This is a genomic window from Nostoc sp., from assembly GCF_036918245.1.
Lineage (GTDB): Bacteria > Cyanobacteriota > Cyanobacteriia > Cyanobacteriales > Nostocaceae > Nostoc.
This window is the reverse complement of sequence record NZ_JBALEF010000036.1, coordinates 179,088-192,385: the sequence shown is the minus strand read 5'-3', so window position 1 is coordinate 192,385 and position 13,298 is coordinate 179,088. Positions and strand designations below refer to the sequence as shown.

Here is a 13,298-nt window from a genome sequence, read left to right as displayed (position 1 = left end):
CGGCAGAAGTAAATCACCCATTCCAAATCAATGAAACCCTTGCAGTATAGTAATTACGAATTACGAATTACGAATTATTTTAACCTTTGCGTTTTGGTTGTCTGGGTGTAGTACTTACATCAGAAGAGTTACCAAAAGTATCCCTTGCTTCAATCTGTTTAATTTTCATTTGCAAGTTCAAGTCATCACTGCTAACAATTGTTTCTAAATTCGCTAATCTTTGCTCTAGCAGTTCTATTTGCTGTTGGTGCAAATAGTTAGTTTTGGATTTTTGCTCATCAGAACGCCAAACAGCAACTGTACCAACAGCTGCGCCACCAATAGCAACTAAAGGAAGAATAGCACCGCTTCTAGTAACGGCTGACAATGGGACGCAAACTCCCAGAATGGCTACTGTAATTACCCAAATTCTTGTGGTAGCAGATAATCTGACATCTTGGTATTGTTCTAGATTGGGTTGAGATTTTTTAGCCATAAGTCAATCCATTGAAAAGTTATTTTCTACATTTGCACAAATGTTTACTGAAAGACTTCCTACAATTGGATTAAGTATAATTGCTATCCTAATATTTTTGTAATTATAGTTACTCAGTTATTTGCGATCGCTAGATTGGGATTGTTAGGAGCATTTGCACCTGGGGAATAGAAAAATTTTCTGAAAATGATATTAGGAAGAACCAGATGACAGTTCGTGCTTTTTTCCAAGCTGCTAAAATCGAGGGTTTCCAGTCTCCTTACGATACCATTCACCTGAAAATTCTCTATCCAGTACAGATGTCGAAGGGTAAGGTAGAAAAAAATAGGGGAATTTTGCCAGTTGATTTAGAAAAGGCACCTTTTCCAGTAGTGATTTTCTTCAACGGCTTTAACTGTGATGCTCAACAATATCAATGGTTGGCAGTTAAACTCGCTGAACGTGGACTAGTAGTGATTCTCTTTAACTGGATTGCGGAAATTATACCAGGAATAATTAGTCTGAATCCAGGGGTTGATTTTGAAAAGATGAAACCAACAATTTATCGTAGTGTTCCCACTGCTTTGGCTTTGCCAACACTGCTAGCGAAAGTGGAGCAGTTACAGTCTGAGGGTATTTTAGCTGGAATGCTTGATCTGCAACGAATAATTTTAGGTGGACACTCCGCAGGTGGTAGAGTAGCAATCGAAAATGCTGATTCCCATTTTTTCCCTCAAGTTGCAGCATCTTTTGGTTATGGCTCACACACTATGGGATCGTTATTATTAGGGTATGAAGCAGGTACTATCTTACCCTTACCAGACTCCCTACCACTTCTACTGATGGGAGGAACCTGCGATGGAGTGATTGCTTACAGCAGCGATCGCTATGGTGTAAGTCCTGGAAATACTACCACCCCAGTCATCCGTACATTCCAAGAAGCAATTACTGGAGGACGAAATGACAGCTATCTAGTACTTTTGGATGGGGCAAATCACTTTTCGATCGTTGATCAGCCAGACTCCACCTTAGATACACCCTTGTTGGACTTTCCCGCCACCCAACCCCAAGAAAGCTTCCGTTTGCTGATGGGTGAAATCATTAGTTTGTTTATTGACACTCATGTTCGCCACCAACCCGAAGCATCCCAGTTGCTTGAGCAATTATTGAATACTGCCAATCCTCTGATAAAATCCTTTGAGCGTAAATAGTTAAGTTTATTATGACAAGTGCATCTTATATTTTTCTGGCTGGGGCAAGTCGCGGTGTTGGTCGAGAAATTGCTCAATATCTCACAGCGCAACAGCTAAAGGTCAAAGCACTCCTGAGAACAGCAACAGTTGCTAGTGAACTAGAAACAATGGGTATTGAAGTAGTTCAGGGAGATGCCTTGAATGTTGGCGATGTAGAACGTGCCATCCAGACAGATGAACCTATTCACACTGTTATCAGTACAATTGGCGGTTTACCATCAGATGTAGAAAGGCCCGATTACCCTGGTAATAGAAATCTGATCGATGCAGCAGTTAAAGCTGGAGTGCAAAAGTTTATTCTTGTATCTTCCATTGGTACTGGCAATAGTGTTGTTGCTGCGTCACCCCAAGTTTTACAGGTTCTGGGAAAAGTTTTAGCTGAGAAAGACAAAGCTGAACAACACTTAATTGCCAGTGGACTCACCTATACAATCATCCGTCCTGGTGGACTCAAGTCAGAACCAGCAACGGGTAATGGCGTTTTAACCGAAGATCCGCAGATTATTGGTAGCATCAATCGTGCAGATGTCGCCCAGTTAGTTGTTCGCTGTTTAAATAGCCAACACGCCAATCATAAAATTTTGTCAGCCGTAGACCGAAATATGCTGTTTGGGCAAAGAGAATTTGCAGAATTTAGTTTGGGTTAGTGCCCCTAAAGCTTTTTTTCAATGCCCAATGCCTTTTAGATCAACTTGTCAGGTGTAATGGGTAAATCACGGATGCGCTTACCTGTGGCATGGTAAACTGCATTGGCGATCGCAGCTGAAACACCTGTGATCGCAATTTCGCCTACACCTCTTACACCTGCTGGGTTGAAGTTGAAGTCAGGTTCGCCGACGAAGGTCACCTGAATGCGAGGAATATCTGCATGGGCTGGGAAGTGATAGGTAGCAAGGTCATAAACCACGGGGTAGCCGATGTTTGGATCAACTTGGCACTCCTCCATTAAGGCTTGCCCAATACCCATGATCACGCCACCACGGACTTGACTGGCTGCTGTTTTAGAGTTGATGATTCGCCCGATATCCATCACTGACACCCAGCGCGTCACCCGCAAACGTCCGATTTCTTCATCCACGCTGACTTCGCAAAAATGTGCGCCCCAAGATTGGAAGGACCATTCCTTGGTTTCATCGCCAGGAGCAGAGGATGCTGTGGCCTCAATTGCTGCCTGGCCGGACTGACTCAGATTTGCAAACGCCTCTTGTACAGTCTTAGCATTAGCAGTTTTCAGAACTTGCTCACAAGCTGACATGACCGCCGGGAGGAGAGATGCTGTCATCATGGAACCAGCCGCCATGCCTCCATCTGGTAGTAAGGAGTCGCCCAACTCTACTTGTATCTGTTCGACGGGTAGCCCCAATTCATCTGCTGCTGTGGCCGCAACAACGGTATATGCGCCAGTGCCCATATCATTCCCGGCGGTGAGAACATGGGCAGTACCATCTGGTAGCAGCCGTACCTTGACTGATGCTGCACCTCGCCTGCCAGGGTAGGTTGCTGCCGCCATCCCCCAACCAACGAGTTTACCATCGCGTGTCAAAGAACGGGGCTGTTTTGGTCTGTCTTTCCAGCCAAATTGCTCCGCACCCAAGAGCAAACAGTCAGCAAAATGTTTGGCTGAGAATGGCTGACCTTCGCGTTGGTGTTCTTTAGTTTCATTTTTCAGGCGCAGTTCTACCGGGTCAATCTTTAGCATCCAGGCCAACTCGTCCATCGCTGACTCCATCGCCCACATCCCAGGATTCTCTCCTGGCCCGCGCATGAATGTTGGTGTACCGATGTTCAGCACTCCTAGTTCCTGCTTCAGTTGCAAATTCGGCGCTGTGTACATAACTGGCGTGACCGAGGTACAGGGTTCTGTAAAGACATCCACTGGTGAGGTACAGGATTTAACCTCATGGGCGATCGCAGTTAAACTACCATCAGCAGTTGCTCCCAAGCGCATAGTTTGCTCGGTTTCGGAGCGGTGTCCGGCGTTCGCTGTCATTTGCCGTCGGCTGAGGACGACTCTGAGAGGACGCTGAAGTTCACGGGCAGCCGCAGCACAGAGAATACCGTGGGGCCAGGGAAAGGCTTTAGAGCCGAAACCTCCACCCAAAAAAGGTGTGACGACATGAACCTGTTCAGTTGGCAGTCCAAAGAGTTGTGCATAGGTGCGCTGGCTTCCCAACACCCACTGGGACGGTTCGTAAACAGTGAGTGAGTTTGCATCTTGCCAGTGGGCAATGATCGCATGGGGTTCCATCGCCGCGTGCAGTTCGATGGCTGTCTTGTAAGTGGCTGTAAGTTTCGTTGTTGCACTCGCCACCCCTGCCGCAAAATTCCCCTTTTCAAACTTTAGCTCTTGACCCAACTGCGGTGGTGCCTCCTTGAAGGTGGCGAGTGCAGCTTCCACGACTGGCTTTTGGCTTGTGTATTCCACCTTGACCAAATGCGCTGCATCACGCGCCCGCTCGAAGGTGTCTGCTACTACCAAACCGATAATTTGCCCTGCATAGTGAATTTTGTCATCCGACAACGGCAGACGAGCCTCGTAGATTTTCGAGGTCATCAAGTCGTTGGCTGGCATAAACACTTTCGGCGAGTTTTTATGCGTGAAAACATCTATGACACCTATTGCCTTTTCTGCCACACTGGTGTCGATGTTTTTAATTTGCCCATTGGCAATGCTGGCGGTGACAAGATAACCGTGAACCAGACCTGAAATTTGATGTTCTGCGGCGTAGGTTGCCGTGCCCGTAACCTTTGCCCGTCCGTCCTTGCGATTCACGGCAGTCCCAATTACTTTGTTCATACTACGCCTCCTCCTTTAGCTGACACTGTGAGTGCGCGACGAATTGCCCGCTTTGCTAAGTCAACTTTGAAACTATTATGAGTTAATGGTTTAGCTTCTTGAAGTGCAATTTCTGCCGCCTGTTGAAACGTTGCAGTATTGGCACTCTTGCCGATCAAAAACTTTTCTGCTTCCTTTGAGCGCCAAGGTTTATGGGCTACACCACCCATTGCCAAGCGCACATTCTGAATCTGCTCACCCGCCAACTCAACCGCAGCTGCCACAGAGACTAACGCAAAGGCATAGGAAGTGCGATCGCGTAACTTTAGGTAAACCCCTGATTTGGCAAACGGCACTGGGGGCAGAACCACAGAGGTAATCAACTCACCTGGCTCTAAGTTGGTATCTCGCTGGGGTGTGTTCCCTGGTAGTCGGTGAAAGTCTGTCAATGGTATTTGCCGCTTCCCGTTGGGGCCTTCCACAACAACAACAGCATCCAGAGCCGCAAGAGGGACACACATATCCGAGGGTTGAACTGCCACGCATTGGTCACTGGCCCCAAGGATAGCGTGCATCCGGTTGATCCCCGTTGCTGCTGGACAGCCGCTTCCCGGTTGCCGTTTGTTGCAAGGGAAGGCGGTATCGTAGTAGTAGGGACAGCGAGTGCGTTGTAGTAGGTTGCCCCCTACGGTTGCCATATTGCGGATTTGCTGAGACGCACCAGAAAGAATCGCCCGGGACAGGATTGGATAATCGCGGCGAATATCAGGATGGTCTGCCACTGCTGTGTTAGTTACCAGCGCTCCAAGGCTCAGACCACCCTCACTTGTCCGTTCAATGCGCTTCATCTCTAATCGAGAAATGTCGATAAGTTGCGATGGCTCATCTAAGAAGACTTTGAGACGGTCAACCAAATTCGTACCGCCTGCAATCAATATCGCATTTTGGTCATTTGTTGCCCGTTCAACCGCATCTTTCACAGAAGTGGCACGGGTGTAAGTGAAGTTATTCATCTGAGCATCTCCTGGGGTTCATTGACCATCACAACTGCGGCAGGAGAGGGCGGTTTTTGTCCCATTACCTGCTGGACTGCTGCCACAATGCCGTTGTAAGCGCTACATCGACAGAGATTACCACTCAGTCGTTCCTGAATTTCAGCTTCAGAGAGTTCAGCCAACTGTGGGGGACTAGCCAAATCTGGGGTGACAACGCTAGCACAGCCACGTTTGACTTCATCAAGTAAGGCAACAGAAGCACAAATCTGTCCTGGGGTACAATAGCCGCACTGGAAGCCATCGTTATCAATGAATGCTGCCTGCACTGGATGGAGAGTATCGCCCTTCGCCAGCCCTTCAATGGTGACGATCGCCTTGTCTTCCTGCATCACTGCCAGAGTCAGGCAGGAATAAACTCGCTCACCATCGATTAGAACAGTACAAGCCCCACACTGTCCGTGATCGCATCCCTTTTTGCTGCCCACTAGCCCCAAGCGATCGCGCAGGGCATCTAAGAGTGTGACACGCGGCTCAAGGTCGAGGGTTTGCTGCTCACCATTAACAGTAAGTTTCACGTTTATCTCACCTGGGTTACTTTGGCTAGCTTCCTTTGGTATAGTTGCCTGATTGAGTAATGAGGGAGCGGCTATAGCTGTTCCGGCAGCAGTCAGTGCCTGTCCCAAAAAACCGGGTTGGGATGTTATTTCTGCCCTTTTTTTGTGTTCCATAATTCGTACTTCTAAATTGAATAATGCGGTAATTCTGAGAACTTAGGGATATGCATAGCTATTTAATATTGTGTACATAATTAAGGTCGAGTGCAGGTAAGAGTCTGGAGAAATAAGGAAAAAATCAGACAAAGTACGCTTACCCAAAGAGCCGGATCATCTTCTCAGCCGTGGATTTAGCATGATATTGCTGTTTGAGGCTAAATTCTCAGTTTTGGTTTTTAGGCGATGTCTACGACGGTCACTGAGCGCAGCCGAAGTGCGGGCTACGCCTACGCATTAGAAGTTCAGTCTAAAAGCTTGATTAAAACAATACCTTTGTTTTTTGCGTCAACCACTTCTGCTGGACTGCCTCTTTAGAAAAATATATTCTCAATACGTAGTATCCAGTAGTGGAGCGTCATTCATCAGTATTATTGACGTGGTAAGAGAAGTAAATCTGGCGTTGTAGAACACTGCGATGAATTTGGGCAAGCAGGAGAAATCAGCCTTAGTACAGCATTTCATTAATTCGTAGCGAATTAAATTTGGCAATGGCATAGCGTCCCTCTGCAATGGCAATACGTCCCTCTGCAATGGCATAGCATCCCTCTGCAATGGCATAGCGTCCCTCTGCAATGGCAATACGTCCCTCTGCAATGGCATAGCATCCCTCTGCAATGGCATAGCATCCCTCTGCAATGGCATAGCGTCCCTCTGCAATGGCATAGCATCCCTCTGCAATGGCATAGCATCCCTCTGCATTTAATAAACGATACGATTTTATGCAAAACCGTACTTAGTTGCTGCTAAATCATCCCAAATGCAACGCCGTAAATCTGAATTTTAAGCACGCCACCGGAGTATTTGACCCTTGACAGGATTCACAAATTCTCGTCCTTCAGCGACAGACCGAGCATACTCTCGCTTTAACTGGTAGTACCACTGCGCCTGCATATCTGAGTCCTTAATCAGTCGCAGCACAGGATTATATTGCAAACCAATTTGCTGCTTTTCCACAACCGTGCGGTCTTGACCAATGAAAGTCCGCGCCAGCAAATGTAGTAATGGTTTGAAAAACCCCACCCAAGGAAGTGTCCAGTAAAGAGCAAAAGTTACCTCTGTTTCTGTGTCTGAAATAGGTGTAACTGCGGTTAAATTAACGACTCGATGGTTGCCTATTGTGGTTTCTTCTATTCTCACGCCAGGTAAACGAAAAGAAATCTCCGTTTCCGGCACACCACCGCCAATCAGCCAGTATAATCGACCGCCATTCGCTGGCAATCGGTGTCGTCGCATCGTGAAGCCGTAGGGTGAAGCATCGAATTGCTTCACTTCCTCGTGCAGTTGCTCATTTCGCCACCACCAAGCGCGATGAACATAAGGTGAATGAGCAGGGTCCATCAGACCTACGACTGCATGATCTATAAAACAAGGGAATTTTACCACCTCTACGAACTGGTGAGAGCGATCGTCAAACCCTGGAATTACCGGAATTTCCATCTCAGAAGCCGGTTGAGGTTTATCGGGATCGGGCATATATATCCAGATATTTCCTTGGGCTTCGCGAACACTATATGACTGCACATCAAAGCGACTCAAATCCATTTGCTGCTCCTCTACAAGAGAAGGTATCGCAGTGCAGCGCCCAGCGGAGTTAAAGCGCCAACCGTGATAACAGCATTCAACTTCCTGCCCATTGAATCTCCCACAACTTAAGGGCACACCACGATGGGGACAAATGTCCGTCATTGCAGACACTTTGCCATCCTGACTGCGAACTAACAGCACCGGTTCTTCTAAGAAAATGCGGCTGATCATCATACCTGGCTTGATTTGATTGCTAGGCAGAGCATAGTACCAAGTATTACGTAATACAAAATTATCGTTATTTTTCATAACTTAATGGTGTCTGCCTTTGACACAATGAAAGTCCTGGTTTGTGGAAAGGAAGGTTATGTTGGAAAACATTCTTTCAGGTTTTAAATTGCTGTAGGTAAATTCAACTGATAGAGTTGTTGGTCGTGTTCGTAATTTTCTCAGATTTAGGTTGTTCTGGGATAACTACGAGTGTGAAGTTGCATTATTCGCCAGAAATTTGTACAAATACCGTTCTTTTACGCGGGCCATCCAACTCAAAAAACAACACAGATTGCCAGGTTCCCAGAGCTAATTTACCATCCACAATGGGAATTATCTCACTCGTGGTCAGCATCATTGCCATTAAATGAGAATGAGCATTAATCGGCTCATCTTCCGGAACATCTCTTAAATGCAAATCGTTATGCAAATAGCTGTTTGATTCTGGTGCTAATTTTTGCAAGAACACTTTTATATCTTCTAATAATCTGACTTCATTTTCGTTGATAGCTAATGCTGTTGTAGTGTGTCGAGAAAAGACTAAAGCTTGTCCATTTTTAATTGATGTTGAGGTAATAAAATCTTGAATTTGTGGGGTGATATTATGAATATTAATTTGTGGCTTAGTTTGAATTTCAATTAACTTATTAATAATTGGCATCTGTTGAATTTTATATTTGGGATTACAAACGAGGTACGCTAACACAGCTTAACGCCCTGATAAATTTAAGGAAAAATCTAAAATCCAAAATTGAATGACTCCTAACTCCTAACTATAGTTTCCAACCCCTGCACTAATCTCTCTATACCTTCTTTTACCGTCTCTTTTTGCAGCGCCCCATAAGCAACGCGTAGGTAGCATCCGTCATCCATACCAAAGGTTGTACCTGGAATAACTGCTACTTTATGTTCTTTGATCAGTCTTTTGACTAACTCAAAAGCATCCATCTGGGTATGAACTTTGAGGAAAAAATAGAAAGCGCCATTGGCAGGAATAATGCTACATAAGCTTTGTAGACGGTTAAGGGAGTCTAATACTAGTTGGCGTACTTGAGCGATCGCACCTATATTACTCTTCAAATACTCCTCTTTTGCTTGCAATGCCCCTAAAGCTGCATATTGAGAAATTACTGGCGGACAAATCAAAATTGTATCCTGGATTTTTTTGACGGCGACAAGCAAGTGTATGGGAATCACCATGTAGCCAATCCGCCAACTGGCAAAACCGTATGCTTTGGAAAGGCTAAAAAGAGAAATAGTATACTCGCTACTACTCCCAAATGCACCAGGGGAAACGTGTTTTACCCCGTTATAGGTAAAGTATTCATAGGCTTCATCGCTGATGTGGTAAATGCCGCGATCGCCACAAATTTGATTTACTTGGCGCAATGCGGCTTCAGAATAGACAACTCCAGTCGGATTATTTGGTGAAATCGTTACCACAGCCCTGGTTTTGGGAGTAATTGCTTGAGCGATCGCTTCTTTTCGCAGTTGGTAATTTTCATCTGTCGCAACTAATACTGGATGACAACCAGCCATTGCGATCGCCATTTCGTGGTTGAAATAGTAGGGCGTATTCAGAATAATTTCGTCGTCTGGGTTAGTGATAGCAAGAATGGCATTCATAAATCCCATATTGCTCCCTGCTGTCACAACGATGCAGTTTTCCTCGTTGATTTCAATCCCGTTGAAGGCTTGCAATTTTCCGGCAAGTGCTGTCAGCAAAGGGGGAATTCCCTCAACTGATTTGTATAAATTATTAGCTGGTTCGGCTAAGAATTTGGCTAAAAATTCTATGGCTTCATGTGGTGGGTTGTAAGAAACAACACCTTGTCCTAGAGAGATTGTTCCAGGAGAGTTTTTAATCAGTTCCCCAACCACAGGAATAATTGGCGACTGTACCGCCTGCATACGAGAGGTTAGGGATTCCATATTTCCTTGCCTATGTACCTGCCTTTAGTATCTCTTAATAGGGGAACAACCAACTAGTACAGTACGGCGGAAATAAACCACCCCTTCGGGTTCGGCAGTTCCTCATGGGGGGAACCCCCAAGACCGGACTGCCTCACCATTCCAAATTAATGATATGTTTACTCGTTAGCATCTCAATCCCCGAAGTAAAAATCAAAGTAAAAATAATTATTGTAGAAAATAGGGAGTCAGTGCTACCGACAGCAGCACTGACTCTCTATTTTGTAGTAAATTCAACTATCTATGGTTGAAGTCTTTAGTCAATCGAAATCTGCTGAGGGCCAGTGGCTTTGCCGTTATGTGCATCCGTTATGGTGTTGCTAGTGTAACTATTTGAGCGAATCTGTTTATCTAGCCAGCTTTTAACTGGATCATCTGCAAGATTGAGTCGAAGCACACCAGAGAAAAACCCACCCACAAATGAGACTGGATGCCGAGTAAATTCTCTGAATATAGGCGACAATTCATCAATGAACATAAAAAGGCTCCTGGCACTGCCGTAAAAAATTATTACTTCTTAATTAATCGTAACGTGTTAAAGGATTGGGTATGGGGCATTGGGGATTGGGTATGGGGCATTGGGCATTGGGCATTGATTATTCTCCTCTTTTTTACAGTCCCTAGCCCCTAGTCCCCAATCCACAGTCATTTCGCCTTATGAGCTTGGTTGCTGATCGGGAAACATACACTTATCAGAATCACAACCACTAGGGCCAGCCTCTGTCATTTCGCCTAAATCGTAGCGGCTTAGTACTGCACAGAAATCATCTGTTTTGCGCCGCGCTTTCACCTCTTGAGTCAAGCGATCGTAGGTTGATTTATTTATTGGTTCAAATGGCAAACGTGGGAATGATTGCAAATCGTCAAAACGCGCTAAAAGAGCCGCTGAAATATATCCTTCATCATTCTGGATGGTTTCGTAAATGCGCTGTCCCAAAGGCTCGATTTCATCAGAGCGAAGTTCCAAAGTAGCTGATGTGTTGTGAGTCACGTACCAACGTTGAACCTGGAGGACAAAATCAAATTGGGCTAAGACTGAAAATTTAGAAACATCAATTTCATCAGCCCCTGGTAAATCAGCCCAAGTCACAGAAACAGGTATTTCCACTAGCCATTCACTCACCCGTGAATCAAAGGGATCGTTAAGCAAATTGCCCTGTTCATCTTTGTCTGATTGAGAGGGAATGACGTTGTAACCATAGTCAATACAAGCTAAGGCTACTGGGTCATTTTTGCCGAAGGTGATTCGACGAATGAATCTTTGGGCTTTGGGAGGATGCCACCCTGAACTAGCATTAGTTAATAAAGCTTTAGTGCCACTGGGTTGGACTGTAGTGCAACGATTTGGACGCTTGAGATTGTGGCAATCGCAGTAATCCCAAACCACCCGATGTACAATATCTCTCCAAGAATTGAGGTATTTCTCTTCCTCACGCTTGAAAGCTAATCCTTGTGAAGTTGCAGGTCTTCCTTCTTCCCACCAGCGCAGCCAATCAACACCAAAAGCATGGACAAAGAAATCAAATAAACCTGTAAAAGAAACTCCCACAATCGGGTCTAATTCACGGCTGTATTGATAGCGTGGTTCCAGGAATTTGTGATTTAAAAGTGCTGCTACAGATAGCGCTCCGGCAGTGAAAGCTTCTTCCTGTTCTTTGTAATTATGTGGGTCGATTTGATTGAGATGAACCTCAGACAAATTGCAGTGGAAGTTACTACCGATGATTTCCATATTTGTTACCCTAGAGGCTTTTTATCCCCTAGTTCTACTGCTTGATTATTCGCAGTAGTTCCGCGTACATTTTGCAGATGTGACTTCAGATAATAAAAGTGTTTTTCACATCCGCCCCCGCACTCTTGGAGAGATTATATTCTAGACACAAATTTTTGATGTAATCTAGTTTCACTCTCTACGCTGTACGGTGTCAAAGGCTTTTTACTTCCTTTGATTACCACGGGATTAGCATCTCAGCTTTCCCCGTTTTTGCGAGGTTTTTAACGTGAGGCAAAATCAATTACCACACGGATTTAAACCATAACGAGCTAAACGATGTTCTAACTCATTAGCATCCAGATTTGGATAACGTTCTTTTAACCATTGTTTTGCTGTTCCTTGTTCATAAGCTTGCAAAAAATTTACTTTCACAGCCTGTGTTGGCAGTAAATCAATGTTCGATCGCGCTACGGCTTCACCAGCCCATTGAATTGCTCCCTCGCCGCTGTAATATTGTTTGCGGACAGCATCAACACATTCTTCTAAGGTCGGCTTACTGTGAAAAACTCTGGTATGGTTTGCCATCCTGAGTGCATCACGCTCTGGATCGATTCGCCAGTTGCCATTTTCATCTTGCTGCCATAAGTTATCTTTGGCATCGGCAAACAAACTATCTTGACTAGAACCTTGCCTCATACCAGCTGATCGCCTAATGTTACCGGCAACAATTGTGACAGCCCCTTGATCGATTAACAGACAGCATTCAACTGAATTTAATTGTCTTCCCACAGCTTTATTCAGGATGGAAGCACAACGCTGATAAAGTCCGGGCAATTTCACCGGATTTGCAACTCCTCCAAAGCCGTTGAGAGTTTCTCCTGCTTTGCGGACATCGCTGATATCAACTAATACTTCAACTTCTGCTGAAAATTGTTCATCAGTAGAGAGTTCTAATAAGGCTTGATATGATTCAACCCAACCTTCACGGCTATCTCCAACGTGAATAGTGACGTTATTGCCTTCTATATGAGTTTCAGTATATTCACGTCGCTTTTGGACAGGAGTGCTGCCAATTTCACCTTGTACAGTGACATTCAGTTGATTACGAATGAGGGGCAACTGGTTAATAAATTGTGGTTCTAAGACGGCTCCAGTACCACAGCCCATCATTGCCAGATCCATCATTAACCCGAAGGCACTCCAGTCTTCGAGATTGGTAGAGGTGCAATTATAAGCCCCGGAAAAATTTTTTGGCTTGGTTATCCAGTCTGTACCACCAACCCAGAGCCAGCGCCCACTAGGCATAGCTTTCAAGTTGCGCTGCATCTTATCCAAGATGACAGCTTCTTCTTGAGTTAGCTTTCCCAACTCGACTAAGCCGAGTAGAGTGCGATCGCATACCTCATCCCATGTTTCCCTTAGTCCCGCCTTTGTACGGCGGCTATAAGTTCTAAAAAATACGGGATTAGCAGCCGGTGCAGTTTCTGGAAACCTTGCACTCTGGCGTGTTCTTTCGAGATTCTGAACCATATATTAAGTGTCTTGTGTGCGGACAGATTATGACTATA

The 13,298-nt window shown here is 45.2% G+C and carries 10 protein-coding genes and 1 pseudogene; 2 read left to right on the top strand and 9 right to left on the bottom strand.

What is annotated here, in order from left to right; translation table 11 throughout:
* Positions 1–79 precede the first annotated feature (79 nt).
* On the bottom strand, positions 80–475 hold the full coding sequence (locus V7L12_RS08360) for a hypothetical protein (protein ID WP_335083786.1): 396 nt from the start codon (positions 473–475) through the stop codon (positions 80–82).
* A 206-nt stretch (positions 476–681) separates the two neighbouring features.
* Between V7L12_RS08360 and V7L12_RS08355 the strand changes: the two genes are divergently transcribed.
* Together V7L12_RS08355 and V7L12_RS08350 are read left to right on the top strand one after the other, a co-directional pair.
* Entirely contained in the window at positions 682–1,665 is a 984-nt protein-coding gene (locus V7L12_RS08355) for an alpha/beta hydrolase family protein (protein ID WP_335083784.1), read from the top strand.
* A gap of 11 nt (positions 1,666–1,676) precedes the next feature.
* Entirely contained in the window at positions 1,677–2,354 is a 678-nt protein-coding gene (locus V7L12_RS08350) for an SDR family oxidoreductase (protein ID WP_335083782.1), read from the top strand.
* Positions 2,355–2,389: 35 nt separating this feature from the next.
* Here V7L12_RS08350 and V7L12_RS08345 read toward each other — a convergent pair whose 3' ends face one another.
* The 8 genes and pseudogenes from V7L12_RS08345 to nrdJ form a co-directional block, all read right to left on the bottom strand.
* Complete coding sequence (locus V7L12_RS08345) at positions 2,390–4,504, bottom strand: xanthine dehydrogenase family protein molybdopterin-binding subunit (protein WP_335083779.1); 2,115 nt, start codon at positions 4,502–4,504, stop codon at positions 2,390–2,392.
* Complete coding sequence (locus tag V7L12_RS08340; RefSeq protein ID WP_335083777.1) at positions 4,501–5,496, bottom strand: FAD binding domain-containing protein; 996 nt, start codon at positions 5,494–5,496, stop codon at positions 4,501–4,503. The genes V7L12_RS08345 and V7L12_RS08340 overlap by 4 nt, the downstream gene beginning before the upstream one ends.
* Positions 5,493–6,206, bottom strand: a complete 714-nt coding sequence (locus tag V7L12_RS08335; protein WP_335083775.1) for a 2Fe-2S iron-sulfur cluster-binding protein — start codon at positions 6,204–6,206, stop codon at positions 5,493–5,495. Before V7L12_RS08335 ends, V7L12_RS08340 begins: the two co-directional genes overlap by 4 nt.
* Positions 6,207–7,031: 825 nt before the next feature.
* Positions 7,032–8,084 carry an aromatic ring-hydroxylating dioxygenase subunit alpha gene (locus tag V7L12_RS08330; RefSeq protein ID WP_335083773.1) on the bottom strand — a complete coding sequence of 351 codons (1,053 nt, stop codon included), beginning with the start codon at positions 8,082–8,084 and terminating at the stop codon, positions 7,032–7,034.
* 184 nt (positions 8,085–8,268) lie between these two features.
* Positions 8,269–8,706, bottom strand: a complete 438-nt coding sequence (locus tag V7L12_RS08325; protein ID WP_335083770.1) for a secondary thiamine-phosphate synthase enzyme YjbQ — start codon at positions 8,704–8,706, stop codon at positions 8,269–8,271.
* A 101-nt stretch (positions 8,707–8,807) separates the two neighbouring features.
* A complete protein-coding gene (locus V7L12_RS08320) occupies positions 8,808–9,977 on the bottom strand; it encodes a pyridoxal phosphate-dependent aminotransferase (RefSeq protein WP_335083768.1) in 1,170 nt (389 codons plus the stop codon).
* A 295-nt stretch (positions 9,978–10,272) separates the two neighbouring features.
* On the bottom strand, positions 10,273–10,494 hold the full coding sequence (locus V7L12_RS08315; protein ID WP_335083766.1) for a hypothetical protein: 222 nt from the start codon (positions 10,492–10,494) through the stop codon (positions 10,273–10,275).
* A 177-nt stretch (positions 10,495–10,671) separates the two neighbouring features.
* Positions 10,672–13,260 (bottom strand): annotated as a pseudogene (gene nrdJ / locus V7L12_RS33145) (ribonucleoside-triphosphate reductase, adenosylcobalamin-dependent).
* Positions 13,261–13,298: the final 38 nt, after the last annotated feature.